Genomic DNA, 23,927 nt, shown 5'->3' with positions numbered 1-23,927 from the left:
GTGCTGCCCCTCATCCGCCTGCCGGCACCTTCTCCCCGCTTGCGGGGCGAAGGGGATATGCCGCAACCTCTCGGTTCCCCACCAACCTCTCGCAGGGCACGTCCCCTCGCCCCGTTTCTACGGGGAGAGGGTTAGGGTGAGGGGCAGCTATCGGCACGGACGGACGGCAATGGGCACAAGACCCAGCATGACGAAACCGCCGTGCAAGCCGTCTGCCCCACCTAATAAGCCAGCGTACGGCTCTCCTCTCGGCCAAAGCCGCGGATTTCGAGGCGGTCGGCATATACCTCGACGATGGCGAAGGCGTTTTCTTTCTCGGTGTCGACCACGCCCTTGAAATTGACGAAGTGGCAGGCGCCGGCCTTGCCGTAATTGCCGACGTGGTCGTGACCGTTGAAGTAGGCGACGACATGGTCGTGCGCGGCGAGCATGGCGACGATGCGCTCGCTGTCCCACATGCCGTGCGCGCCGGGCGGATGCACCGGATAGTGGTTCAAAACGATGACCTTTTCGCCGGTCACGGCAGCGTTTGCGATTTCATCGCCGAGCCAGGCGAACTGTTCGTCGCTCAGTGCGGCGTTCCAGCGATGGGCATTCGCCGCACCTTTGGCCTGCAACGCCGCCAGCATCTCAGCGGCAAGGGCGCGATGAGGATGGCCTTCGGGCGGCGCGAAGGTGCTGACCTCGTTGCCGTCGAGCACGATGAAACGCCAGCCATGACGGGAAAAGCTGTAATAGGGCGACGGCATGCCGAGACGGGCGGCGATTTCGGAGAGGTGACCCGAGGAGACCGAGAAATCGTGATTGCCGAGCAGGAAGAGCGTCTCGTGCCTCAGCTTTTCGTAGACCGGCAGGATATCGTCGAAGCTGGAAAAGCTGCGGTCGATGACATCGCCGAGCGTCATGACGAAGCTCAACTCCTCGCGGTTGAAGACTTCGATCGCCTCGGCGACCTTAGCGAGGCTGTTGGCATAATAGCGGTCCATCGCCGCATGCGGCGGGATTGCCGCATATTGCGGATCGGCGATGATGCCGAAGCGGAACCGGGGACGAGCGGAAGAGGACATGGTGCGTGATTAGGAGTGGCCGGTGACAGCAATGTGACGGCTTCCCGTCAAACAAAACACCCGGCGTTCGGAAGCGCCGGGTGCTGAGTTCAAAGCAACGGACTGACATCGCCGCCGATGGCGGCGAGCCTGGCGCTCGCTTACTTCGTGGCTTCTTCGTAGCGCTCCAGGACATAATCCCAGTTGATCAGGCTATCGACGAAGGCTTCGAGATATTTCGGGCGGGCGTTGCGATAGTCGATGTAATAGGAATGTTCCCAGACGTCGACGCCGAGGATCGGGGTGGCGCCATGAACGAGCGGGTTTTCGCCGTTCGGGGTCTTGGAGATTTCGAGCTTGCCGTTCTTGACGGAAACCCAGGCCCAGCCGGAGCCGAACTGGGTGGCGCCGGCATTGGCGAAATCGGCCTTGAACTTGTCGTAGCCGCCGAGATCGGAAGCGAAGGCCGCTTCGAGCTTGCCTGGCAGCTTGTTGCCGCCGCCGCCCTTCTTCATCCACTTCCAGAAATGGATGTGGTTGTAGTGCTGGGCGGCGTTGTTGAACAGGCCGGCATTGGTGCCGAACGACTTCTTCACGACGTCTTCGAGCGAGAGATCCGAAAGACCGGCTTCAGCGGCAAGCTTGTTGCCGTTGTCGACATAGGCCTTATGGTGCTTGTCGTGGTGAAACTCCAGCGTTTCCTTCGACATGAAGGGAGCAAGCGCTTCGTAATCATAGGGAAGTTCAGGCAATTCGAAAGCCATGTCAGATCTCCTCTTGGCAATAGATTGCGTCTCGGCAGGTGAGGCGGAACATAGGAGGGGAAAGGGGGCGAGGCAACCGGCGAAATATCAAAAAACGACCGGCCGGAGGAAAATTTGCCTCAGTTGCCGGGCTGCAGTTGCGCGTAGAAATCGCCTGGACAAATCCCTTGGATACGGCCCGCGAAAACCACTTCGCCTGTGATAGAGCTCAACGGAGACCCAATATGAACAGGAATATAATCCCGCTTCTGGCCATCGCCGCGCTTCCCTCCCTTTCAGCTGCAGCGTCCGCCTCCTCGGATGAGGCCTGGAAGGAGCTGGCAGCAGATGTCGAGGCCAAGTGCATGAAGGCGGCGGTGGCGATCGAGGCACCTGCCGCCACCGTCGATCCCTTCGGCTCCGCCCATTACGCGCTCGCCCTGGTGACAGGCAGGCCGAAGGGCGCCAAGGGGCTGGTCGCCCAGATCTGCGTCTACGACAAGCAGAAGAAATCCGTCGAGATCGGCAGCGAGCTGGACGCCAAAAAGCTCGGGCTCATGCCGGCAAAATAGGCTGCCGCAAGATTACCCCCAAGAGCTCGCGAGTGAGAATATGTGCCCTGCGTCACATTTCGCGGGGAACCGGAGCCTACCCTCAGGAGTTGAAAGGCTGGGCCTTAAAGCGGTTCCGTTTTTATGAGGGCGCAGAACCGCTCAAATCTGTTGTTTTATGCAATTCCTGGAAAACCATTTTTACTTTTCCCGGCATTGCTCTGGGGAGGTGCCGGCATGTCAGAGCTTCGCAGCAGGGCGGAAGATCAGCAAAAAATTTACCAGCGCTGGGCACCGGTCTATGACCGCGTCTATCGCGGCATCCTGCGCGATGGCCACCGCAAACTTGCCGCACTCGCCGCCGCGGCCGGGCCTGATATACTGGAAATCGGCGTCGGCACCGGCCTGACGCTCGGGCATTACCCGCGACACTGCCGGGTGACCGGCATCGACATTTCCGAACACATGATCGCGCGGGCCCGCGAGAAGGTGCGCCGCGAGAAGCTGCAGCATATCGGTGCGCTTGAAGTGATGGACGCGCATGCGCTGAGCTTTGCCGAGAAGTCTTTCGATGCGGTCTGCCTGCCCTTCGTCATCACGCTCATCCCAGAACCCGAGCGTGCCCTCGACGAATGCGCCCGGGTGCTGAGGCCAGGTGGCGAGATCATCCTTGCCAGCAAGCTTGGCGACGGCGTCGGCCTGCAGGGCGCGATCGAGACGGCGGTGGCGCCGCTGGTGCGTCACATCGGCTGGTCCTCCGCCTTCCGTATCCACCGCATCCTCACCTGGGCCGAACGTCGTGGCGATTTTGCCGCTGCCGAGATCCTGCCGGTCTTTCCGAACGGCTTTTTCAAGATCGTCCGGCTGAAGCAGCGCGGGCTCACCGCCTGACACAAGATTTTTTCCCGCATTGACTATTCTGATGCTACCGTTCGTCCGAGGGGACCGCATGACATCGGATTTCTTCATCTTCATCGTCGTGGGCTTCTGTGCGCAAATCGTCGATGGCGCACTCGGCATGGCCTTCGGCGTGTTGTCGACGACGAGCCTGTTGGCCTTCGGCGTGCCGGCGGCCAATGCCAGCGCCATGACGCATGTGGCGGAAATGTTCACGACCGCCGCCTCAGGCATTTCGCATGCCTATCATCGCAATGTCGATTGGCGGCTGGTGGCGCGGCTCGCACCGGCCGGCATGATCGGTGGGGCGATCGGCGCCTATCTGCTGGCCAATATCGACGGCAAGGTGATCGCGCCCTTCGTGTCGGCCTATCTGATCGCCATCGGCCTGTTGATCCTCTACAAGGCCTTTCGGCCGCCGGCCAGGCGTGAGGTGCGCGACTGGGCCGTGCCGCCCGTCGGCTTTTGCGGCGGCCTGCTCGATGCGATCGGCGGCGGCGGATGGGGACCCGTCGTCACCAGCACGCTCGTCGGCCGCGGCCACGACCTGAAGCGGGTGATCGGCTCGACCAACTTCACCGAATTCGCGGTGACGCTGACGATTTCGCTGACCTTCATCCTGACGCTCGGCTGGTCGGAGCTCAACTCGGCGATCGGCCTGATCATCGGCGGCGTCATCGCCGCCCCGTTCGGCGCCATCCTCGTCAAACGGCTGCCGGTGCGGGCGCTGATGGTGGCGGTGTCGATGGTCATCATCGCCACGTCGGCAATGCGGCTCCTGTAAAATCGGCGAGCCGACCGCCGCGTTACAGCGTCCGGCCGAAATAGACTTCGACGGAGGCGATCCTGTCGCCGCGGAAGCGCAGGCTCTCCATGTTGGCGAAGCTTTCGCCGTCCAGTTTTTCGGCGCGGTAGCGCATAGCCGCCTCGTCGCCGTCAATCGCCAGGAATTCGATGTGGATGGCGCGGAAGAACGGCTCCTTCGGCCAGCAGCGCTCGAAATAAGTCGCCCGGTCGATATGGTCGTCGCGCGGACTGGAGAAGGTGAAATCCTCGGTCAGCATGGCGACGACTTTATCCTTGCGGTCGTCGAGATAGGCGGCGTAGAGATCGCGGACGGTCTGCTGCCGCGTGCGCATATCGTTCATGGCAATATCCTCCGATTAACCGATTGCATTACGCAATCAGTATGTCTAGCACGTTTCCCTGAGATGATCCAGTTTCGGCGCAATTGCGCCTTCGTGATCGAGGCCGAGGCAAGGAATGACCGATACGCAATTGGACGCTGCGAGCGTTAGCGCAGGCTCGATCTACTGGAAGCGCAACCTCGCCATCTCGCTGATCGGCTCCTTCACGACGATCGTGGCGATGACGCTCCTGCTTCCCTTCCTGCCGCTTTATGTCGAGGAACTCGGCGTCAGCGACCATGCCGCGATCGTGCAATGGTCTGGTATTGCCTATGGCGCCACCTTCCTGGCCGCGGCCCTGGTCGCGCCGATCTGGGGGCGGCTCGGCGATATCTATGGCCGCAAGCTGATGCTGGTGCGCGCCAGCCTCGGCATGACGCTGGCAATCTCGCTGATGGGCATGGCCGGCAATGTCTGGCAGTTGGTGGCGCTGCGCCTCTTCGTCGGGCTTGCCGGCGGTTATGCCTCCGGCTCTATGGTGCTGGTGGCGACGCAGACGCCGAAGGACCGTTCGGCCTGGGCCCTCGGCGTGCTCTCTTCCGGCATCATGGCCGGCAATCTCGTCGGGCCGCTCGTCGGCGGCGTACTGCCTGAGGTTATCGGCATCCGCGGCACCTTTCTCGCCGCCGGGGCGGTGATCTTCCTCGCCTTTCTCGCCACCGCCCTGCTGATCAAGGAGGAAAAGTCGCCCGCTCGCAAACAGGTGGCCAAGGCGAGCGGCGGCTGGAAATCCATCGCCGACAAGCGCCCTGTCATCGCCATGCTGGCCACCGGCATGCTGTTGATGTTCGCCAATATGTCGATCGAGCCGATCATCACCGTCTATGTCGCGCAGCTCGTGACGGCGGCCGATAAGGTGACGATGATATCGGGTCTCGTCATGTCGGCCGCCGCCCTCGGCAGCATTCTTTCGGCCTCCCGGCTCGGCAAGCTCGCCGACAGGATCGGCCACTGGCCTGTCATCTCGGGCGCGCTCGCCGTTGCCGGGTTGCTGCTGATCCCGCAGGCCTTTGTCACCAGTTCCTGGCAGTTGATCATCCTGCGTTTCCTGATGGGCGCGGCCCTCGGCGGGCTGCTGCCCTGCATCGCCGCGGTCATCCGCCACAGCGTGCCGGACAGTGCGGCCGGCAGCATTCTCGGGCTTTCCATCTCCTCGCAATATGTCGGCCAGGTCGCCGGTCCGATCCTCGGCGGCTTCGTCGGCGGGCATATCGGCATGCGCTCGGTTTTCCTCGGCACCTCGCTGCTGCTTGTCGCGGGTGCCGCCTATGCCTGGATGGTGCGTCCGCGGGATCAGAAGACATCTGAGCTGGCCTTAGGACCGTCCACAGATCAGCTCGACGCCTGAACGGGCGATCGCCTCCAGCGTTTCGCGGCTGTCGCCGGCGCGGGCGCGCACGGCAAGCGAATGCATGACGGCGGAAGCGAGTCTCGCCAGCATCCGCGGATCGGCGCCCTCGGCAAGCTCACCGCGTTCGACGGCAAGGCGCATGCGCTTTTCGATTTCGCCGTCGAAATCGTTGAGGCTGCGGCCGAGCACCTCGCGGACCCGCTCATGCTCGACCGCCTCGACTGTCGCCGTGCCGATCAGGAAACAGCCGCGGGCGGCGGTCTCACCCTGCAGATAGATCGCCAGCGCCCCGGCATAGACGCGGGCGATGTTGTCGCGCAGCGGCAGCGACGGGTCGAGCGCCTCCGTCAACACGTCCATGCCGTCCTGCCGATAGCCTTCCAGTGCATCGAGATAGAGAGCCTCCTTGTCGCCGAATGCGCCGTAAAGGCTCGGCCGGTTGAGGTTGGTCGCCGCACTCAGATTATCGAGCGAGGCGGCGGCGAATCCCTTGTCCCAGAACACATCCCGCGCCTTCTCAAGCGCCGCCTTGGCGTCGAAGGCCCTCGGCCGGCCGCGTTTCTTCTCGTCCTTCATATTCTGTACCGTTTCGCATTAAATTCTTGACGAAAGCTATTTTATGCGAAACAGTACAAATATTCAAACACTATCGGCGGGCCGCTGATAAGCGCCGGCCGAGACAGGACATGGAGAGAGGAAACCGCAATGAAACTCTATATGCACGCCGCGGCATGCTCGCTTTCGCCGCACATCATCTGCCGGGAACTGGGGCTCGACATCGAGCTCGTCCAGGTCGACCGGCAGACCCACAGAACGAGCGACGGCAAGGATTACCTGACGATCAACGGCAACGGCTATGTGCCGGCGCTGATGCTCGACGACGGCAAGGTGCTGACCGAGGGGCCGGCGATCGTGCAGTTCCTCGCCGACAGCATCCCGCAAGGGAGAGTCATGCTGCCCGAGGTCGGCAATATCGGCCGCAACGAAGTGCAATCCTATCTCAATTTCATCACCGCCGAGCTGCACAAGCCGATGGTGCTGCTGTTCAATCCGCTCTATGCGAGCGTGCATGAAGAGATCCGCGCGCTGATCTCGAAGCGGCTCGGCTGGCTGAATGGCCGGCTTGCCGGACCCTATCTCACCGGCGATGCCTTCACCGTGGCCGACGCCTATCTCTTCGTCTGCCTGAACTGGTCGCCCTGGACCGGCATCGATCTCCAGCAATGGCCGGCCCTGCACGGCTTCATGGCCCGCGTGGCGGCACGCCCGAAGGTGCGCGAAGCGCTGCAGGCCGAAGACCTCGAAGCCTTCGATGCCGACGGCGTCTATTTCGCACCGCATGCCTATCTCGCCTCGGCCGGACGGACGGGCGAGCCGGTGCGGCCGTAAAGCCGACCGCCTCAGAGCGTGTTGACGGCCACAGGCAAAGCGCGCTTATGGGCAGTGGCGCGATAGGCGGCAAGGATCCGGCGGCGAGCGAGCTCGCCGACCGGCTTGCCTTCGAGAAAATCGTCGATCTCGTCATAGCTGACGCCATAGGCCTCCTCGTCGGGACGCAGCGGCCGCTGGTCCTCGAGATCGGCTGTCGGCACCTTGAAGACCAGCTCATCAGGGGCGCCGAGCCGCTTTGCCAGCAGGCGGACGCGGCGCTTGTTGAGGCCGGCGAGCGGCAGGATATCGGCGGCGCCATCGCCGAACTTGGTGAAGAAGCCCATGACCGCTTCCGCCGCATGGTCGGTGCCGATGACCAGGCTGCTGAGCGCGCCGGCAAGCGCAAACTGGGCGATCATGCGCTGGCGGGCCTTGATGTTGCCGAGGATGAAATCCTGCCTCCCGGCATCGGCAAAGGCGAGGCCGCCGTTTTGGGCGGCGGCCAGCATCGCATCCGCCGCCGCCTTGATATTGACCACCATCGAGCGATCGGCGCCGACCGTTGCCAGCGCCCTCTCCGCATCGGCCTCATCGGCCTGGACGCCATAGGGAAGACGCACGGCCATGAACTCAGCCGCATGGCCGCTGTCGCGCAGCTCGCGCACCGCCTTCTGGGCAATCAGCGCCGCCGTCAGCGAATCGACGCCGCCGCTGATGCCGAGCACATAGCCGCGCATGCCCGACGCCACGAGATAATCCTTGAGAAAGGCGGTTCGCCGCTCGATCTCATGCTCAGGATCGATATCGGCGGCGACGCCGAGTTCCCGGATGATCTCGCCTTGTTCGTCGGACAGCACGGTCATGGGTGGTTTCCTCAGTGTGGTGGATTTGCGCGCACTATGGCGGAAAGATAGGGGAAGGGTAAAGTGTGTGGCACCCCCCTCTGCCCTGCCGGGCAACTCCTCCACAAGGGGGGAGATCAGCAAAAAGCTATACCCCGCCCTAAATTAGCGATTCATGTGACGACCTGTTGTTTGAGGAAACCATCGCTCCCAGCCAATCTCCCCACCTGTGGGGGAGATGCCCGGCAGGGCAGAGGGGGGTGCCACCCGCGCCTACCCCTCGATGGTAAACAGCTCCACCGTCTCCGCAAACCCCTTCAGCCGGTGAGCCCCGGCGGTGACGGCATCCCCTGCCCCGGCCTCTTTGCGGAACGGATCCGACATCAGCAAGGGCTCGCCCAACTCGCTGCAGGCGGTCTGGATGCGGCTGACCAGGTTGACGTCGCGGCCGATCAGGGTGAAGTCGAGGCGGCGGCCGGAGCCGATATTGCCGTAGCTGACCTCGCCATAGTGCAGGGCGATGCCGGCCTTCACGCCGATGCCTTGATACTGGAAATGATCGATCTCATCGAGGATGGCGCGGGCCGAGGTGAGAGCTGCGCCGCAGGAATGGGCGGCGTCATAACCGGGAAAGAAGGCGAGCACGGCGTCGCCCATGAATTTCAGCAGTTCGCCGCCCTCGCGGGTGATCGCCGGCACGATCCTGTCGAAATAGGCATTGAGCAGTCCGAGCACGGTGCTGCCGGGCAGCCGGTTCGACAGTTCGGTAAAGCCGCGCAAGTCGCAAAGCAGCAGCGCCGCCTCCATCGATTCGATTTCGTCGCGGCGGATGCGGCCGGCCAGGATCCGGCTTGCCGTCAGCGGGCCGATATAGGTATCGAGCAGGCTGAGTTCGACCTGGCGCAGAATGCGCAGTTCGCTGGTGTTGCGCAGCGCCGGCAGGATGCGTTCGATCAGTTGCTGCTCAGCGGCGGTGAAGCCGCCCGGCCGCCTGGTGCCGAAGACGGCGGCGCTGACCGGGCCGTCGACATTGCAGAGCGGCGTGATGACCAGCTGCATCAGGCCGCGGTCGGCAAAGACATCGATATGCTGCCAGCGGCCATGCACGCTCTCACCGACACCGACGACCAGCGGCTCGCGGGTTTCCATCACCTTGCGCAGCGGCGTATTCGATATGGCGACCCGGGCGCCGTGTTCGCGGTCGTGGATCTCGACCGGCTCGCCCGGCGCCCAGGCGATGGTGCGGCCGATGAGTTCGGGATGCAGCGTCATCAGATGCAGGGTCAAGCGGTCGATCGGGAGCCCGAGCGCCTGGAGCCTGCGGCCGAGGCCGGAGACGAGGCCCGCTTCGTCGAGCGCGTGGCATTCGTCGCCGGAGAGCCACTCGATGACGGAGAGCAGCGCACCGGTGCTGACGGCGTTGCCGGCGGCCTTTGGCTGAGCGATGGCTGATGTCATGGCTTTCTCCTCCTTCGTGGGGCCGACGACGCTCTAATGAGCGCCGCCGCCGGAGAGCTGACCGGGTTTTCTCAGAAGCAGGGTTGCGAGTAGGGCGACGACGAGGGCGACGCCGAGCAGGAAGAAGGTGTCGCTGAAGGCCATGATATTGGCCTGCTTGCGTATTTTGAGCGCGATGGCAACGACGGCCTTGTGGCTGGCGAGCGCCTGATCGCTGACACCGTGGCTCATGAAGTAGGCGGTGAGCCTCGCAACACGGTCACGGGTGGCTTCCTCGAAAACCGAGACCGAATGGGTCAGGATGTTCGAGTGGAACTGTTCGCGCTTCGACAGGAAGGTCTGCAGCGAAGCGATGCCGACCGCGCCGCCGAGATTGCGCATCATGTTGAAGAGCGCGGAGGCCGAGCCGGCATTCTCCTGCTCGACGCCTGATGTGGCGATCGCCGAGAGCGGGGTGAAGACCAGCGCCTGACCGATGGCGCGCACGATGTTCGGCCAGAACAGCTGGTCGCTCGCATAATCGCCGGTCATATGCACATTCATGAAATTCGAGGCGGCAAACAGCGCAAAGCCGACGACGATCAGCAGGCGGACGTCGAAACGCTTCATCAGGCGCGGCACCAGCGGGATCAGCAGCAGCTGCGGAATGCCGGTCCAGGCCAGAACCATGCCGATCTGCTCGGAATTATAGCCCTGGATGCGGGTGAGATAGATCGGCAGCACGAAGACCGAACCGTAAAGCGCAATGCCGAGCAGGAAGTTCGCGACAATGCCGAAGCCGAAGTTGCGCCGCACCAGCAGGCGCAGGTTCAACAGCGGCTGGGCGGTCTTCAGCTCGATGACGATGAACAGCGTCAGCGAGACGGCGGCGATAACAGACAGTTGGGTGATGAAGTCGGAGCCGAACCAGTCTTCCTTATTGCCCTCTTCCAGCACGGTCTGCAGGGCTGCCAGGCCGATCGCCATGGTGACGATACCAGGCCAGTCGCCCTTGGCGAGCAGTTTCAGATTCATCGGCGCCCGGTCGAGCGAGGCAAAGAGCATGCCGATCATCAGCGCGCCCGGCACCAGGTTGACGTAGAAGATATATTCCCAGCCCCAGTTCTCGGTGAGGTAACCGCCGATCGTCGGGCCGATCGCCGGTGCGAAGGTGGCAGACAGGGCAAAGAGGGCAAGGCCGATCGGTTGCTTGGGCTTGGGCAGCAGCGTGATGATGATGGTGAAGGCCATCGGGATCAGCACGCCGCCGGAAAAGCCCTGAATGGCGCGCAGGATGATCATCTGCTGCAGATTGGCTGCGAAGGCGCAGGCGACCGAAAAGATCAGAAAGAGGACGGCATTGACCAGCAGATAGTTGCGCAGCGAGAAGACCCGCGCCAGCCAAGCGCTGAGCGGAATGACGACGATCTCGGCGATAAGGTAGGAGGTCGAGATCCAGCCGCCGTCATCGCTGCCGGCGCCGATGGCGCCCTGGATATCGGCAAGCGAGGCGTTGACGATCTGGATATTGAGGACCGCCATGAAGGCACCGAGCGTGGAGCCGACGACGGCCATCCACATGCGGACCGGGCTAATGGCGGCGGGTTGGGCGGACGCCGCGACGGCGGGGCGCGCCGGTGAATTGCTGTTTGCAGCGATCTGAAGAGTGGCCATGGCTGATCTCTTTCCGGTTCTCACGGAAAACCTTCTCATGACGGGGTTCGGGCGATAATTCGGATAAAGGCGGAAGAATTATCCGGCGTGGCTGGATAATCCCTCCCCTGTTGCCGCCTCGGTCTGGGCTGCTTTGGTATCGATTTCGGGTTCGACCGACATGCCGGAACGCAACAGGCCGATCAGAGCCTCGTCGTCGATGACGATCTTGACCGGGATGCGCTGGACGATCTTGGTGAAGTTGCCGGTGGCATTGTCAGGCGGCAGCAGCGAAAATTCGAGGCCGCTGGCCGGCGACAGGCTGTCGACATGGCCTCTGATCGCCTTGTCGGGAAAGCTGTCGACCTTGATTTCGACCGGCTGGCCGGGGCGGACGTGGGTCAGCTGGGTTTCCTTGAAATTGGCGACGACATAGACCGCATGCAGCGGCACGACGGCCATCAGCTGCGTGCCCGAAGTGACATACTGGCCGACACGGATCGAGCGGGCGCCGACCGTGCCGTCGACGGCAGCGACGATATCTTTATAGGAAAGATTGAGTTCGGCCTGGTGGGCGGCCGCTGCCGCGCGGTCGCGCTGGGCAATCGTCTGTTCGCGCTGGCTCTGAAGGACCGGCACCTTGTTTTGAGCCGCGACGAGAGCCGCCCGGTCGCGCTCGACGGCGGCGGCGGCCTGGTCGCGGGCCGACTGGGTCTGTTCGGCGCGGGACTGCGTGCCGGCGCCGTTGGTGATCAGGCGGGCCGAGCGGGCGGCGTCGGCGACGGCAAAATCCAGCGAGGCCTGCGAAGCATCGGTCGTCGCCCTCGCCTGTTCGATCATCGACTGCTGCAGCGCGATCTGGGCGTCGATATTGGTGATCGCGGCTTCGGCGGCTTTTACATCGGCCTTCGCCTGCGACAGGGCGGCCTGGAAGTCACGGTCGTCGATGCGGGCCAAGACCTGGCCTGTTTTGACCGCGTCATTGTCGTTGACCAGCACCTGGCTGATGTAGCCGGCGACCTTCGGGGCGACCGTGGTGTAATCGGCCTTCACATAGGCATCGTCGGTGGATTCGATGAAGCGGCCGACCGTCCAGTAGCGGTAGCCGAAATCGCCTGAGAAGGCGACGCCGGCAAGCAGTGCTGCGGCAATGACGGCGCGCTTGAACATCCGGCGGCCGGTCTTCTTGGGAGCGTCCGCGACCGGTGCTTCGGCAACCGGCATGGAAGGCGCCTCGGCAGCCGGGGCCCTGGCGGCCTCCTCGGCCAATATCCGCTCGGCCTGTTTGGCATTTTCGAAAACGTCCGTGCGGGGTAACTCGACCATTGTCCTTCTCCTTCGTCTTTGCCCCGTTTTCTGAGAGGCCGTAATCGACGAGAGGGAAAATGCACCCTGCCACTCAATCTGATAATCTGCTTAAATCGGGAAGGATCATCAACTCTCAGCGGATAATCCGAGGGCAACATGGATCGACTGACAAGCCTCGCCGTCTTTGGCAAGGTGGTGGAATGCGGCGGTTTTTCCGCCGCCGCGCGACGGCTCAACATGTCGGTGACCATGGTGGGCAATCATGTGCAATCGCTGGAGGATCGGCTCGGCGTGCGGCTTCTCAACCGCACGACACGCAAGGTCAGCCTGACGGAAACCGGCAAATATTACTATGAACGCTCGTCGCAGATCCTTGCCGAACTCGATGAGGCGGACCGGACGGCAGGCGCGCTCAGCACCACGCCGCGCGGCACGCTGAAGGTCTATACAAGCAGCGCCATCGTGCGTTTCCTGCTGCCGGTCGTCAGCGAATATATGGCGCTTTACCCTTCGATCTCGCTCGATTTCAGCGTCGGCGAGCGGATGGTCGACATGATCGAGGACGGCTACGACCTGGTGATGCGCACCGTGCCGCCGCCAGATTCATCACTGGTCGCGCGCAAGCTGACGCCCTGGCGCCATATGCTCGTCTGCTCGCCGGCCTATTTCGAGAGCCATCCGATGCCGCAAAGGCCGGCCGAGGTCGCCGATCACAATTGCCTACAATATGCCTATTATCCCTATGGCGAGGAATGGCGTTTCGAGGATGGCGAAGGCCGGCAGGAGAGCGTCAAGATCGACGGCAACGTCGTCTCCAACAGCGCCGAGATGCTGCGTTTCCTGACGATCGATGGGCAAGGCATCTTCCTGGCGCCGAGTTTCGTGGTGTTCGACGACATCGCCGAAGGCCGGCTGGTGAAGATGATGCCGGCCTACAGGCCGGTCGAATTCAACATCAACGCCGTCTATCCCAACCGCAGCCATCTGCCGACAAAGGTGCGGCTGTTCATCGATCTGTTGGCGGAGAGATTTGCGGAGCATCGGAAGTGGATGACGTGATGGGGGCCCGCTCTTGCATTCCTTGGGAGGGAAGCTCAGGCTCAGGTGGCGAGCACCCCCTCTGCCCTGCCGGGCATCTCCCCCACAAGGGGGGAGATCAGCAAGAAGCCATGCCTCGCCCTTATTTTACGATCCGTTTGACGGCCAGTTGTTTGAGCAAGCCATCGCGCCCAGCCAATCTCCCTCCTTGTGGGGGAGATGCCCGGCAGGGCAGAGGGGGGTGGCCGCAGATCATGGAAAGATCCAGGATCAGGCCGCTGCCGAGGCAAAGCCCGTCGTGGGCGCCCCAAGCTGAGCGACGGCTGTTTGCCAGCACGAGATCGAAACACCGGATGAAAGCTGTCATCTTTGTTTCACATCGCGGAGATAGGCGCTGTTCAAATCCGGGGCCAAGACATGTCCGACGACCTGCCTCTTTACGATGACGATAACCTTTTCTCGGCTTATCAGGACATGCGTTCGGCGCCGGGCCGTCTGAATGAGGTTCTCGAGAGACCGGCGATCTGGTCTCTCATTCCGAACCCTGAAAACCTCGTTATCGCCGATCTCGGCTGCGGCGCCGGAGACATGGTCCGCGATCTCTGCGCGAAAGGCGCACGGGACGTCCTCGGCATTGATGCCTCCGAGCGCATGATCGCTGAGGCAACACGCTCATCCGTTCATCCCAGGGCCCGTTTTCTGGTGCAGCCTCTCGAGACGCTGGAACTGCCGGAGAATAGTTACGATCTGGTGGTGAGCAGCCTGGCTCTCCATTATGTCGAGCCTTACGACAAGCTCGTCAAAAATGTCTGGCGGGCATTGAAACCTGACGCCCGGTTTGTCTTCTCGGTCGAGCATCCGATCGTGACCTGCGCCCGCCGCGAGTGGCAGACCGATGCCGACGGGGAACGCGCCCATTGGCCGGTGGACCACTATTCCGAAGAAGGAAGCCGCTTAATCCGGTGGCTTGGACTGGAGGTACCTCGTCAACACCGGACGATCAGCACCTATCTGAACGTCCTGATCGAGTGCGGCTTCGTCATCGAGAAGGTGCTGGAACCGGTGCCTGATGACGATGCGATCAGCAAGTGGCCACGCCTGGCCGATCAGCGCCGCCGACCTCCCTTCTTGCTCGTTTCAGCGCGGAAGATGTGAGCGGGCGGGAGGTTGCCCGTCACCCGGAAAGTGCCCCTCACCCTAGCCCTCTCCCCGTAAACGGGGCGAGGGGACGTGCCACGCGAGAGGCGCGCGGGAGCGGAGAGGTCGCGGCATACCCTCCTCCCTTCGCGGCCAAGAAAATCGAACGTTGCCGCATGTCCCTTCGCCCCGCAAGCGGGGAGAAGGTGCCGGCAGGCGGATGAGGGCGGACCAACTCTGCTAAGCGCCCCGGCCCTGCGCTTGCGCTCCGGGCGTTCGTCATTGCAATCGATTCACTGGATCGATTGCTCCCGCTCCGCGGGACCATGTCTCACTCCTCGCTCTCGCTCCTGCCGTGGGCCCAGTCCATGTAGAGATCCAGCGCCTTGCGGGTGAGCGGGCCTTCCTGGAAGTCGCGGTTGTCGAGGCGGATGACGCCGACGACTTTGGAGTAGTTGCCGGTGGTGAAGACCTCGTCGGCTTCAAGGAAATCCTCGACGGAGAGGGTTGCTTCGACGACGTCGAAACCGGCTTTGCGCAAGAGGTCCATGACCCTGGCGCGGGTGATGCCGGCAAGGAAGGTGCGGTTGGCGGCCGGCGTCATCACCACGCCGTCGCGCACCAGGAAAACGTTGGACGAGGCGGTCTCGACGATATTGCCGTTGAGGTCGCGCACCAGCGCATTGTCGAAGCCGCGGCTTCGGGCTTCGGCGATCATGCGGCCGCTGTTCGGATAGAGCGAGCCGGTCTTTGCCTCGGTCATCGCCGTTTCCGGCGACGGGCGCCGGTAGGGCGAGACGGTCAGGCTGGTGCCGCCATGGCCGCCCATCGGCGCCTCGAACAGGCAGAGCGCGAAGCGGGTCGATTCGGCATCGACCGAGACGACGCTGCCGGGCGAACCATGTTCGCCCCAGTACATCGGCTTGATGTAGATCGGCGTGGCGCCGTCGAATTTGGCAACGCCCTCCCAGGCGAGTGCGGCGATTTCCTCGGCCGATTTCACCGGCTTAAGGCCCATGGCGAGGGCGGAGCGGTTGACGCGCTGGCAATGCAAGTCGAGATCCGGTGCGATGCCGTCGAACCAGCGGGCGCCGTCGAAAACCGTAGAGCCGAGCCACATGGCATGCGAGGTCGGGCCGATCAGCGGCGGATTGCCGGGGAGCCATTCCCCATCGACATAAGTCCAGGTGGTTGAACGCGGTGATGTATCGACGGCCATGCTGCCCTCCCTCTGAAGTTGGAGAGCAAAAACCCCTGCGGCAGGTGGGGTCAAGGACAAATCCGGGCGGAAAATGCGGAAGCAAGAAAATGCCGGGGGATGGCGCGGCGCCGCAATATTCGTGCGCGACAGCGGGGGTCCCGGCGATGGGTGCATCAGCAAAAATGATGGAATGACATGTTGGAATGGCGGCCCGCCGCGTGCGATCATGGACGCAAACGCGAATAAGGGAGAACGTCTGTGAAAGCCATGTTTTACGAAGCCTTCGAGCAGGCGCCGGAGATCCGCACCCTGCCCGATCCGACGCCTTCCGAGGACGGTGTCGTCATCTCCGTCGGCGCCAGCGGCCTTTGCCGCAGCGACTGGCACGGCTGGATGGGCCACGACCCCGATATCCGCCTGCCGCATGTGCCGGGCCACGAGCTTGCCGGGCGGGTCGTCGCCACCGGCCGCGGCGTGGTGCGCTTCAAGGTGGGCGACCGGGTGACCGTGCCCTTCGTTTCCGGCTGCGGCCATTGTGCCGAGTGCCATTCCGGCAACCAGCAGGTCTGCCCGAACCAGTTCCAGCCGGGCTTCACCCATTGGGGATCGTTCGCCGAATATGTGGCGATCGATTATGCCGACACCAATCTGGTGCACCTGCCCGATACGATCGACGATGCAACGGCTGCAAGCCTCGGCTGCCGCTTCGCCACCTCGTTTCGCGCCGTCGCCGACCAGGCGCGCACCCGGCCGGGCGAATGGATCGCCGTGCACGGCTGCGGCGGCGTCGGCCTGTCGGCGATCATGATCGCCACCGCCCTCGGCGCCAATGCAATCGGCATCGACATATCCGAGGAGAAACTCGCCTTCGCGCGCGAATGCGGGGCGGTGGCGACGGTCAATGCCTCAGACGTCGCCGACGTGGCGGAAGCGGTGCGTGAGATCACCAAGGGCGGCGCCCATGTCTCGATCGACGCGCTCGGCCATCCCGCCACCTGCTTCAACTCGATCAAGAATCTTCGCCGGCGCGGGCGGCATGTGCAGGTGGGGCTGATGCTCGGCGAACATGCCACGCCGCAAATCCCGATGGGCCAGGTGATCGGCCACGAGCTGGAAATCTATGGCAGCCACGGCATGCAGGCCTGGCGCTACGACGCCATGCTGTCGATGCTGGCCGCCGGCAAGATCGCTCCACAGAAGCTGATCGGACGCCGCGTCAGCCTCGAAGAGGCCGTGCCGGCGCTGATGGCGCTCGACAAGGCGGAGGCGACCGGGATCAGCGTGATCACGCGGTTTTCATAGGGAGCGTTTTCCTCTCCCCTCCTGGGACGAGGAAGCAATAACTTCCTCCGAATATCACCAATGACTGCTTTCGGCCCATTGCGGACATTATTACAGAATTGATCTGCGCGTAGCTGAGATGGGATGAAGAGAAGACTAGGAGCTTTTGAAGATGAAGGCCGCCAATGACAGACACTAGATGGAATGTGTCTTCCATCCGTCCTAAAGCTGCAATCAACCGCCATCGCGACTTCCGATGTAGCCGCCCCACTTGTCAAATGCGTGGTAAGTTGGTTCCTCGGCTTTTGCTTGCCGAAAATACCTACAGCTAATCTCATACTCAGAAGAATCCTCTGTCCAGGATTCGCACCGGATCACTCGGCCTTCGGTACTTTTATAGCCCTTATACTTCTGATTAAGGAATCCTTCGAAATACGGAATGCTCGGTTTGAAACTGATGCCTAGAACTATCCACACCAACGTCCAAATTGCGAAAACGCCCCCAATGGCGTATCCGACAAAGGATAGCCCTCGAAATAAGGTTTTCAACGCTAGACCCCGAGACCAGTTGGCGATGGCCAACTGGTAGCACGCCTGACGGCAGCTTTGTAGGTTTTGTATTCAAGCTCAAACTTCTGGAATGCGGTCAAGAGCTGACTTTCGTCAATACTTAGAAAGATGACCGCTTCTGGCGCAAAGCTGCCAACGCCGTATCGTTATCGGTAGGCGGCAATTGCTCCAAAATTCCGGAAAATATCCGGTGTGCCGTGTGGCCCTCCTCCGACCCTCCCTGGCCACAAGAGGCGTCGAGATGCGACTAATCCTATTCCGCCACACCGATCGAGGCGAGAAAGGCCGCAGACGCCGGAATCTTCGACTTGTCCTTGATCTCGATGATCAGGCGTGGATTGCTGTCGAGCTTGGCAAGGGCCGCAAAGACGGCGTGCCAGTGGATCGAGCCCTCGCCGAGGCTCCAATGGCGATCGGCATAGCCGTCGGCATCCTGGAGATGCACATGCTGCAGCCGGTTGCCGGCGGCCTTGACGTAATAATCCACCGGCGGCGCGCCGGTATAACCATGGGCATAATGGGCGTGGCCGGTATCGATCGAGACCGCGACGGCAGGCGAATGGAAGCTTTCGGCGAGCGCCACGCGGATAGCGGGATCCTTGTCCTCAATGTTCTCGATGACCATGGTGCAGCCAATATCCTCGGCGCGCCTGACGGCATCGCGCAGCGTCAGATGCACGCGCTCAACCAGCTCCTCGCGGGCGCCGTCATTGTTGTCGAGGTTGTTGTAGGACCACGAGGTGTAAGGGCTGTGGACGACCATCTGCGTCGCGCCGATGGCGGCGCAGACATCGAGGCCTTGCAGCAGCCGCCTTGTGACGATGGCGCGGATATCGGGATCTTCCGAGGCGATGGTAAAACCCCAGAACGGGCCGTGAATGCCGAGGCGGCCGGTGTGGCCATCGAGAAGCCTGCGGGCGCGGGTCGCGAGCGGCGCCCAGTCGCCGTTCAGGACGTCGGCATCGACGAAGCTTTGCAATTCGAGATCGCGGGACTTTTCGAAAAGCCAGTCGCGGTGAAGCTCGACTTCATCGAGCGTCATGGCGGCGCCGACGACGGGAAGAGAGGACATGGGTGGGCTCCATCGATGAACGCCGGGGCGGTGTGAAGGACGGCCGGAACAGCCGCCGGGTTCTATGCGCCTCTACTGTGTCGGCGGTATTACTGGCGCAGAGCAATTCGCGCGCCGCCGGACTGAACCTGCCGGGCGATCAGAACATGTCCTTGTGACGGGCAAAGAGCCGTGACAGACGATCCAGAATAAGCCGCACGCGCGGGACATGGGCGAGTTCGGCCGGCGCCAGCATCCAGAGCTCCCGCTCCGGCATCGGTGCGGCAAAGGCGACGGGCTCGAGACCGGAAACGCTCCCGGCGAGATAAAGCGGCAGCATGGCGAGACCCAGGCCGGCGGCGGCGGCCTGGGCCTGCACCATATTGCTGCTGGAGCGCAGGCTGATGGGGTGGTCGGGAAAATTTCGATCGAGCCAGCGCGCTTCGGCGACGCCCTCGCTCTCGAGATCATAGGAAATCAGCGGCGGAAAATCCCCGTCTTCAAATGCGGACCGCGTCTCCCTCGAGCTAAAAAAACCATAGCGGATGGTCGCGACGCGCCGTCCGGAAAGTTCGCTGTCGCCGGGATGGCCGAGGCGCAGCGCGATATCGGCTTCGCGCTGGGCGAGGCTCAGCACTCTTATGTCGGTGACGATCTCCAGTTCGATATGCGGCAGCCCGTCCAGGATCTCGGCGAGATTCGGCGCCAAGACGAGATCCGCGAGAGAGCGGATCGTCGTCAGTCGCACGCGGCCCCGCGGCGCGTCCTCCGAGTCCAGCCGGTCGCGGATTGCGGCAGCCGCCGCCTCCATCGCGCCGGCTTCGCCGAGCATGGCGCTGCCCTGACGGCTCAGCGCGTAGCCGTCGGCCCGGCGCTCGAACAGGGAGACGCCGAGGCTTTGCTCCAGACCGGCGATCCGCCGCGCCACCGTTGCGTGATTGACCTTCAACGCGCGAGCGGTGGCAGAAAGGCTGCGGTGCCTGGCCAGCGCAGCAAAGAAGCGCAGATCCTCCCAGTCCAGTCCTGTGCGTTTTTGATCAGCCATTGTGATGATATAGCGGATATTCGCTCATGCCGATAGCCGATATCTCCTAGTTCACGGACCTAGACCTCAGGAGAAAAGCCATGACCGCCCTCACCCTTCTTCAGCATGCCGGCGCAACGGCAAAGCCGATCGACCTTGCTAAGTCAGTTCTCGTGATCATCGACGCGCAGAACGAGTATCTCGACGGCAAACTGCCGCTTTCCGGCGTTGCGAAGGCAGTCGGCGAAATCGGTAGGCTGCTCGATGCAGCGCGTGACAGCGGTATGCCGGTCTTCCATATCGTGCATCATTCGGCCGCCAGAGCCGCTCTTTTTGCCGCCGGTTCGCATGCAGCAGAGATCATTCCAGCGCTTGCCCCCATCGCAGGCGAAACGGTAATCGCGAAGACACTTCCCAATGCCTTTGCCGGCACGACGCTTGCCGCGGCGCTGACCGATCTTGCAGAAGCAGGCGGTCGTACCGATATCATCCTCGTTGGCTTCATGACGCATATGTGCCTCAGCGCCACGGCGCGCGCGGCACTCGATCTTGGCATACGCGCCATCGTCGTCGCTTCGGCGGCGGCGACGCGCGACCTGCCCGATCCGCTCGGCGGCGTCATCAATGCCGATATTGTGCATCGCACCGCACTTGCCGAACTCGCAGACCGCTTCGCGACCGTCGTCCCCGACATTCAAGCTGTCTTCCCCGTCACCAAGGCAGTTGCCAAAGGCGGCGCAAAGGTCTAACGGCTGCGCCCGCAAGAAAAGGCCAGAAGAAAAAGGCCACAAGAAAAAGAAAGAGACATGATGTCCAACTCATTTGTGAACGTGCATGCCGGTGAAGCGACTAATGATGGGGCGAAGCGCTTTTTCGTCCTCGGCGACCGGATCGAGCGGCGGCTTCGCATCCGCGGAACCTGGCTCAACATCTTCGACGTCACCGTGCCGCCGGGCAGCCGGACGCCGAAACATGCGCATGCGAGCCCCGAAGTGTTCCGCATCCTGGAGGGATGCCTGACCATCTGGCGTCTGACCGATAGCGGCCCAGAAGAGATCGAGGCCGGCGCCGGCGACATCGTCACCATCGCGCCCTTCGTAGTGCATGGCTATTCCAACCACGGATCCGTCCCGGCGGTCTTTTCCGCGGTCGTCGATCGAGATATGGCCGAGTTCATCGAAGCGGAAGGCGCGACCGAGCCGCTGAAAGCCCCCTCGCCTGAGACCCTTGCCCGGATGACGGCGGCGGCCAATGCCCATGGAATCACCATTCTCGCGGCTTGATGGCGGAAGCGCATGATGCCGGGCCGCTTCAAGCGGCTTTCGGCGTCTTGCGGAAAATACTGTTAAACCTTCAATGAGAACGCGGTACTGCCGCCGCTTTCATAACTGTCACATCAAGACGCTATCATGATTTTTGCCCGGTGCCCCTTGCGCCGGCATCGTTTCACCGCCAAAATTGCGCCATGCCTGACAGCGAACCATCCAGTACAAGCTCCGCCCGTTCCAACCGGGACCTCCCGGCCGATGACGCGGGCGGCGACTGTAGACGGCGCGACGATACCAGCCGCGCCTTGGGTCTTTCACCGCTCGCGCTGAGAGGGCCGGTTTCACAAGCTTTGGCGCTGACTGGCCGCGCATGGCCGGCTCCCTCTTGCCGATGGCATATCACTTCCACTTCAAAGGAGCGGTCCGTCATGACGAGGATCGTGTCTGGCCGCGTCGCCTAACGAATGCGGCATTGCAACCTCAACGAATAGGGTCCCTGTGTTTCTGGAAATTGGAATTGTGGTGCTTCTCACCATCCTGAATGGTGTGCTCGCCATGTCGGAGTTGGCTGTTGTCTCTTCTCGAACGGCCCGCCTGAAGGTTCTCTCCGACAATGGGAGTAAGGGTGCAGCGCAGGCGATCAAACTTGCCGAAAACCCTGGCCGCTTTCTCTCCACGGTTCAGATCGGCATCACGCTGGTCGGTGTTCTCTCGGGCGCTTTCTCGGGGGCCACGCTCGGGGGCCGTTTGGCGGGATGGCTGGAGACACAGGGAATGTCGTCGACGGCCGCTGACGCTGTCGGCGTCGGTTCCGTTGTCGTGGCCATCACTTATCTCTCTCTGATCGTCGGCGAACTTGTTCCAAAGCAGATCGCATTGCGCGAGCCCGAAGCCGTTGCGGCGAAGATGGCGCCCGCCATGGCGGTGCTTTCGAAAATCGCGCTGCCGCTCGTCTGGCTTCTGAACGCCTCCGGAAATCTTGTGCTGAAGCTGCTTGGCCAAGCAGGCAAAGGCGGCGACAATGTCTCCGATGAGGAGATCAAGACCGTTCTGGCCGAGGCGCAATCGGCCGGTATTATCGAAAGCGAAGAATCGGCGATGATCTCTGGCGTCATGCGGCTGGCGGACCGCACCGCAAGAGCGCTGATGACGCCGCGGCGCGACGTCGAAATTATCGATATCGACGACAGCCTCGATGAAATCCGCACCCAGCTGCACCGGACGAAACGGTCGCGGCTGCCGGTTCGCAAAGGCAGTTCGGACGAGGTGATCGGCATCCTTCCGGTCAAGGATTTTTACGACTCGATGTCCGAACACGGCAGTGCCGATATCAAGGCTCTGACGCAGGACGTCCCGGTGGTGTCAGACCTTGCAACCGCGACCAATGTGATCGAAGCCATCCGGAAATCGCCCGTCCACATGGTGCTGGTTTTCGACGAGTACGGCCATTTCGAGGGCATCGTCTCGTCAGGCGACATTCTGGAAGCGATCATGGGCGCGCTCCAGGAGGGACCGATTGACGAGCAGGCCATCGCTCGCCGCGACGACGGTTCTTATCTCGTGTCCGGCTGGACGCCGATCGACGAATTCGCCGAGTTCTTGAATCTGAAGCTCGATGACGATCTCGAATACCAGACTGTCGCCGGCCTGGTGTTGGAGGAGCTGAAACATCTGCCTGAGTTGGGTGAGAGCTTCACGAGAGGTGGATGGCGCTTCGAAGTCGTCGATCTCGACGGAAGGCGCGTGGACAAGATCCTTGTGTCTGCGGAGTGAAAGGTCGACGGATGCCTGCTTCACCAACGAGATGTTCAAGCTCGACAGCAATCGACAGTATCCGCATCCGCCACAGGGAAAATGTGGCCTGACATCAGGAGGTACCGCCATGGCATGGTCTGCCAGCCAATATGTGAAATTCGAGGACGAACGCACACGACCGGCACGCGACCTTCTGGCGCAAGTGCCGCTGCAGAGCATCCGTCGCGCCGTCGACCTCGGCTGCGGGCCGGGCAATTCGACCGAGCTCATCATCGAGCGTTTCGGGGCGGAAGGCGTTTCGGGCCTCGACAGCGATCTCAACATGCTGGAGGCGGCCCGCAAGCGGCTTCCGGGCACGGCCTTCGTCGAGGCCGATCTCGGCAGCTGGCAGCCGACGGAACCCGCCGACCTGCTGTTTGCCAATGCCGTCTTCCAATGGCTGCCCGATCATCTCGACATCTTCGACCGGCTGATGGACGGGCTTTCCGAGGGCGGCGTCCTTGCCGTGCAGATGCCGGACAATCTTGGCGAGCCCTCGCATCTGGCGATGGAAGAGACGGCGCATGCCGGTTCCTGGAAGGCAGCCTTCGAGGCAAAGAGCGTGCGCCGCAAGGGTCTGCCTGCGCCATCTGCCTATTATTCCAGGCTGATCGCCAAGGCCTCACGCGTCGATGTCTGGCACACCATCTACAATCATCCGATGGCGGATGCGGCGGCGATCGTCGAATGGGTGAAGGGAACCGGGCTGATGCCCTATCTCGCCCATGCCGGCGATGAGCATCGTGAGGCGTTTCTGGCGGATTATCTGGGACGGGTGGAGAAGGCCTATCCGAAGCTGTCGGACGGGCGGGTGCTGCTGCGGTTTCCACGGATTTTCATGGTGGCGGTGAAGGGGTAATCGGCTGCCGGCATGCTCATCCGGACCCGCGATGGCTGCCCCTCACCCTAACCCTCTCCCCGCTTGCGGGGCGAGGGGACGTGCCATGCGAGACGTAGGCTGGGAACCGAAAGGTCGCGGCATATCCCCTTCGCCCCGCAAGCGGGGAGAAGGTGCCGGCAGGCGGATGAGAATCTGTGTTGGTTGTCAAGGCGGATTTGGGGTCCAGAGGCGGTCCTGAGCTAAGAGGCAGTTAGCGAGAACGAGAAGTTTGCGCATGACGGCGACTAGGATCACCTTGGGTGGTTTTCCTGTGGCTTTGAGTGTGTCTGCGAAACG

23 protein-coding genes and 1 pseudogene are annotated in these 23,927 nt (G+C 62.5%); 12 read left to right on the top strand and 12 right to left on the bottom strand.

The window, feature by feature from the left end:
• Positions 1–221: 221 nt before the first annotated feature.
• Both RLEG4DRAFT_RS15380 and RLEG4DRAFT_RS15375 read right to left on the bottom strand, forming a co-directional pair.
• Positions 222–1,067, bottom strand: coding sequence for a metallophosphoesterase (locus RLEG4DRAFT_RS15380; protein WP_003578018.1), 846 nt, complete (start codon positions 1,065–1,067; stop codon positions 222–224).
• Positions 1,068–1,207: 140 nt separating this feature from the next.
• A complete protein-coding gene (locus RLEG4DRAFT_RS15375; RefSeq protein ID WP_003569477.1) occupies positions 1,208–1,810 on the bottom strand; it encodes a superoxide dismutase in 603 nt (200 codons plus the stop codon).
• Between the two features lie 224 nt (positions 1,811–2,034).
• Here RLEG4DRAFT_RS15375 and RLEG4DRAFT_RS15370 point away from each other — a divergent pair, with 224 nt between their 5' ends.
• From RLEG4DRAFT_RS15370 to RLEG4DRAFT_RS15360, 3 genes are all read left to right on the top strand, one after another.
• Positions 2,035–2,361, top strand: a complete 327-nt coding sequence (locus RLEG4DRAFT_RS15370) for a hypothetical protein (RefSeq protein WP_003578016.1) — start codon at positions 2,035–2,037, stop codon at positions 2,359–2,361.
• A gap of 216 nt (positions 2,362–2,577) precedes the next feature.
• Positions 2,578–3,231, top strand: coding sequence for a class I SAM-dependent methyltransferase (locus RLEG4DRAFT_RS15365; RefSeq protein WP_003578014.1), 654 nt, complete (start codon positions 2,578–2,580; stop codon positions 3,229–3,231).
• A gap of 58 nt (positions 3,232–3,289) precedes the next feature.
• On the top strand, positions 3,290–4,021 hold the full coding sequence (locus tag RLEG4DRAFT_RS15360) for a sulfite exporter TauE/SafE family protein (RefSeq protein WP_003578012.1): 732 nt from the start codon (positions 3,290–3,292) through the stop codon (positions 4,019–4,021).
• A 22-nt stretch (positions 4,022–4,043) separates the two neighbouring features.
• Here the strand turns inward: RLEG4DRAFT_RS15360 and RLEG4DRAFT_RS15355 are convergent, their stop codons facing one another.
• Complete coding sequence (locus tag RLEG4DRAFT_RS15355; RefSeq protein ID WP_003578010.1) at positions 4,044–4,385, bottom strand: nuclear transport factor 2 family protein; 342 nt, start codon at positions 4,383–4,385, stop codon at positions 4,044–4,046.
• Between the two features lie 115 nt (positions 4,386–4,500).
• Here RLEG4DRAFT_RS15355 and RLEG4DRAFT_RS15350 point away from each other — a divergent pair, with 115 nt between their 5' ends.
• Positions 4,501–5,772 (top strand): multidrug efflux MFS transporter, encoded by a 1,272-nt coding sequence (locus RLEG4DRAFT_RS15350; protein WP_003578008.1) that lies wholly within the window; start codon positions 4,501–4,503, stop codon positions 5,770–5,772.
• Here RLEG4DRAFT_RS15350 and RLEG4DRAFT_RS15345 read toward each other — a convergent pair.
• Entirely contained in the window at positions 5,740–6,351 is a 612-nt protein-coding gene (locus RLEG4DRAFT_RS15345) for a TetR/AcrR family transcriptional regulator (protein ID WP_003578007.1), read from the bottom strand. The genes RLEG4DRAFT_RS15350 and RLEG4DRAFT_RS15345 overlap by 33 nt on opposite strands.
• A 129-nt stretch (positions 6,352–6,480) precedes the next feature.
• Between RLEG4DRAFT_RS15345 and gstA the strand changes: the two genes are divergently transcribed.
• Positions 6,481–7,164: a glutathione transferase GstA gene (gene gstA, locus RLEG4DRAFT_RS15340; RefSeq protein ID WP_003578006.1), complete on the top strand. Its 684-nt coding sequence runs from the start codon at positions 6,481–6,483 to the stop codon at positions 7,162–7,164.
• 11 nt (positions 7,165–7,175) lie between these two features.
• Here gstA and nadE read toward each other — a convergent pair whose 3' ends face one another.
• From nadE to RLEG4DRAFT_RS15320, 4 genes are all read right to left on the bottom strand, one after another.
• Positions 7,176–8,009 carry an ammonia-dependent NAD(+) synthetase gene (nadE, locus tag RLEG4DRAFT_RS15335; RefSeq protein WP_003578004.1) on the bottom strand — a complete coding sequence of 278 codons (834 nt, stop codon included), beginning with the start codon at positions 8,007–8,009 and terminating at the stop codon, positions 7,176–7,178.
• Positions 8,010–8,261: 252 nt separating this feature from the next.
• A complete protein-coding gene (locus RLEG4DRAFT_RS15330) occupies positions 8,262–9,446 on the bottom strand; it encodes an adenylate/guanylate cyclase domain-containing protein (protein ID WP_003578001.1) in 1,185 nt (394 codons plus the stop codon).
• Positions 9,447–9,479: 33 nt separating this feature from the next.
• The gene (locus RLEG4DRAFT_RS15325) at positions 9,480–11,099 is read right to left on the bottom strand and encodes an MDR family MFS transporter (protein WP_003577999.1); all 1,620 of its coding nucleotides are present in this window, start codon (positions 11,097–11,099) and stop codon (positions 9,480–9,482) included.
• Positions 11,100–11,177: 78 nt separating this feature from the next.
• Complete coding sequence (locus RLEG4DRAFT_RS15320; RefSeq protein WP_003577997.1) at positions 11,178–12,404, bottom strand: HlyD family secretion protein; 1,227 nt, start codon at positions 12,402–12,404, stop codon at positions 11,178–11,180.
• A 138-nt stretch (positions 12,405–12,542) separates the two neighbouring features.
• Here RLEG4DRAFT_RS15320 and RLEG4DRAFT_RS15315 point away from each other — a divergent pair, with 138 nt between their 5' ends.
• Together RLEG4DRAFT_RS15315 and RLEG4DRAFT_RS15310 are read left to right on the top strand one after the other, a co-directional pair.
• Positions 12,543–13,445, top strand: a complete 903-nt coding sequence (locus tag RLEG4DRAFT_RS15315) for a LysR family transcriptional regulator (RefSeq protein ID WP_003577996.1) — start codon at positions 12,543–12,545, stop codon at positions 13,443–13,445.
• A 396-nt stretch (positions 13,446–13,841) separates the two neighbouring features.
• A complete protein-coding gene (locus RLEG4DRAFT_RS15310; protein ID WP_003577995.1) occupies positions 13,842–14,579 on the top strand; it encodes a class I SAM-dependent methyltransferase in 738 nt (245 codons plus the stop codon).
• 313 nt (positions 14,580–14,892) lie between these two features.
• On the opposite strand, the gene RLEG4DRAFT_RS15305 is transcribed toward RLEG4DRAFT_RS15310, so the two are convergent.
• Positions 14,893–15,780, bottom strand: coding sequence for a branched-chain amino acid aminotransferase (locus tag RLEG4DRAFT_RS15305; RefSeq protein WP_003577992.1), 888 nt, complete (start codon positions 15,778–15,780; stop codon positions 14,893–14,895).
• A gap of 240 nt (positions 15,781–16,020) precedes the next feature.
• On the opposite strand from RLEG4DRAFT_RS15305, the gene RLEG4DRAFT_RS15300 reads away from it, so the two are divergent.
• Positions 16,021–17,064 carry a zinc-dependent alcohol dehydrogenase family protein gene (locus tag RLEG4DRAFT_RS15300; protein WP_003577990.1) on the top strand — a complete coding sequence of 348 codons (1,044 nt, stop codon included), beginning with the start codon at positions 16,021–16,023 and terminating at the stop codon, positions 17,062–17,064.
• A gap of 802 nt (positions 17,065–17,866) precedes the next feature.
• On the opposite strand, the gene RLEG4DRAFT_RS15295 is transcribed toward RLEG4DRAFT_RS15300, so the two are convergent.
• Both RLEG4DRAFT_RS15295 and RLEG4DRAFT_RS15290 read right to left on the bottom strand, forming a co-directional pair.
• On the bottom strand, positions 17,867–18,685 hold the full coding sequence (locus RLEG4DRAFT_RS15295; RefSeq protein ID WP_003577988.1) for a sugar phosphate isomerase/epimerase family protein: 819 nt from the start codon (positions 18,683–18,685) through the stop codon (positions 17,867–17,869).
• A gap of 139 nt (positions 18,686–18,824) precedes the next feature.
• Entirely contained in the window at positions 18,825–19,709 is an 885-nt protein-coding gene (locus RLEG4DRAFT_RS15290) for a LysR family transcriptional regulator (protein WP_003577986.1), read from the bottom strand.
• A gap of 80 nt (positions 19,710–19,789) precedes the next feature.
• Between RLEG4DRAFT_RS15290 and RLEG4DRAFT_RS15285 the strand changes: the two genes are divergently transcribed.
• The 4 genes from RLEG4DRAFT_RS15285 to tam all read left to right on the top strand — a co-directional run bounded on the left by RLEG4DRAFT_RS15285 (position 19,790) and on the right by tam (position 23,609).
• A complete protein-coding gene (locus tag RLEG4DRAFT_RS15285; RefSeq protein WP_003577984.1) occupies positions 19,790–20,437 on the top strand; it encodes a cysteine hydrolase family protein in 648 nt (215 codons plus the stop codon).
• A 57-nt stretch (positions 20,438–20,494) separates the two neighbouring features.
• Positions 20,495–20,971, top strand: coding sequence for a cupin domain-containing protein (locus RLEG4DRAFT_RS15280; protein WP_037093747.1), 477 nt, complete (start codon positions 20,495–20,497; stop codon positions 20,969–20,971).
• Between the two features lie 483 nt (positions 20,972–21,454).
• Positions 21,455–22,729, top strand: coding sequence for a hemolysin family protein (locus RLEG4DRAFT_RS15275; RefSeq protein ID WP_003577979.1), 1,275 nt, complete (start codon positions 21,455–21,457; stop codon positions 22,727–22,729).
• Between the two features lie 109 nt (positions 22,730–22,838).
• A complete protein-coding gene (gene tam, locus RLEG4DRAFT_RS15270; protein WP_003577977.1) occupies positions 22,839–23,609 on the top strand; it encodes a trans-aconitate 2-methyltransferase in 771 nt (256 codons plus the stop codon).
• 186 nt (positions 23,610–23,795) lie between these two features.
• Here the strand turns inward: tam and RLEG4DRAFT_RS47065 are convergent.
• Positions 23,796–23,927, bottom strand: a pseudogene (locus tag RLEG4DRAFT_RS47065) (IS110 family transposase); the annotation flags it as partial.

It is taken from the genome of Rhizobium leguminosarum bv. trifolii WSM2297 (assembly GCF_000271845.1).
This window is presented reverse-complemented; position numbering and strand designations above follow the sequence as displayed.

What these genes read in the sequence shown, in the direction of transcription:
- RLEG4DRAFT_RS15380 (WP_003578018.1), bottom strand. Translation starts at nt 1,067, where the DNA reads ATGTCCTCTTCCGCTCGTCCCCGGTTCCGCTTCGGCATCATCGCCGAT.
- RLEG4DRAFT_RS15375 (WP_003569477.1), bottom strand. Translation starts at nt 1,810, where the DNA reads ATGGCTTTCGAATTGCCTGAACTTCCCTATGATTACGAAGCGCTTGCT.
- RLEG4DRAFT_RS15370 (WP_003578016.1), top strand. Translation starts at nt 2,035, where the DNA reads ATGAACAGGAATATAATCCCGCTTCTGGCCATCGCCGCGCTTCCCTCC.
- RLEG4DRAFT_RS15365 (WP_003578014.1), top strand. Translation starts at nt 2,578, where the DNA reads ATGTCAGAGCTTCGCAGCAGGGCGGAAGATCAGCAAAAAATTTACCAG.
- RLEG4DRAFT_RS15360 (WP_003578012.1), top strand. Translation starts at nt 3,290, where the DNA reads ATGACATCGGATTTCTTCATCTTCATCGTCGTGGGCTTCTGTGCGCAA.
- RLEG4DRAFT_RS15355 (WP_003578010.1), bottom strand. Translation starts at nt 4,385, where the DNA reads ATGAACGATATGCGCACGCGGCAGCAGACCGTCCGCGATCTCTACGCC.
- RLEG4DRAFT_RS15350 (WP_003578008.1), top strand. Translation starts at nt 4,501, where the DNA reads ATGACCGATACGCAATTGGACGCTGCGAGCGTTAGCGCAGGCTCGATC.
- RLEG4DRAFT_RS15345 (WP_003578007.1), bottom strand. Translation starts at nt 6,351, where the DNA reads ATGAAGGACGAGAAGAAACGCGGCCGGCCGAGGGCCTTCGACGCCAAG.
- gstA (WP_003578006.1), top strand. Translation starts at nt 6,481, where the DNA reads ATGAAACTCTATATGCACGCCGCGGCATGCTCGCTTTCGCCGCACATC.
- nadE (WP_003578004.1), bottom strand. Translation starts at nt 8,009, where the DNA reads ATGACCGTGCTGTCCGACGAACAAGGCGAGATCATCCGGGAACTCGGC.
- RLEG4DRAFT_RS15330 (WP_003578001.1), bottom strand. Translation starts at nt 9,446, where the DNA reads ATGACATCAGCCATCGCTCAGCCAAAGGCCGCCGGCAACGCCGTCAGC.
- RLEG4DRAFT_RS15325 (WP_003577999.1), bottom strand. Translation starts at nt 11,099, where the DNA reads ATGGCCACTCTTCAGATCGCTGCAAACAGCAATTCACCGGCGCGCCCC.
- RLEG4DRAFT_RS15320 (WP_003577997.1), bottom strand. Translation starts at nt 12,404, where the DNA reads ATGGTCGAGTTACCCCGCACGGACGTTTTCGAAAATGCCAAACAGGCC.
- RLEG4DRAFT_RS15315 (WP_003577996.1), top strand. Translation starts at nt 12,543, where the DNA reads ATGGATCGACTGACAAGCCTCGCCGTCTTTGGCAAGGTGGTGGAATGC.
- RLEG4DRAFT_RS15310 (WP_003577995.1), top strand. Translation starts at nt 13,842, where the DNA reads ATGTCCGACGACCTGCCTCTTTACGATGACGATAACCTTTTCTCGGCT.
- RLEG4DRAFT_RS15305 (WP_003577992.1), bottom strand. Translation starts at nt 15,780, where the DNA reads ATGGCCGTCGATACATCACCGCGTTCAACCACCTGGACTTATGTCGAT.
- RLEG4DRAFT_RS15295 (WP_003577988.1), bottom strand. Translation starts at nt 18,685, where the DNA reads ATGTCCTCTCTTCCCGTCGTCGGCGCCGCCATGACGCTCGATGAAGTC.
- RLEG4DRAFT_RS15290 (WP_003577986.1), bottom strand. Translation starts at nt 19,709, where the DNA reads ATGGCTGATCAAAAACGCACAGGACTGGACTGGGAGGATCTGCGCTTC.
- RLEG4DRAFT_RS15285 (WP_003577984.1), top strand. Translation starts at nt 19,790, where the DNA reads ATGACCGCCCTCACCCTTCTTCAGCATGCCGGCGCAACGGCAAAGCCG.
- RLEG4DRAFT_RS15280 (WP_037093747.1), top strand. Translation starts at nt 20,495, where the DNA reads ATGATGTCCAACTCATTTGTGAACGTGCATGCCGGTGAAGCGACTAAT.
- tam (WP_003577977.1), top strand. Translation starts at nt 22,839, where the DNA reads ATGGCATGGTCTGCCAGCCAATATGTGAAATTCGAGGACGAACGCACA.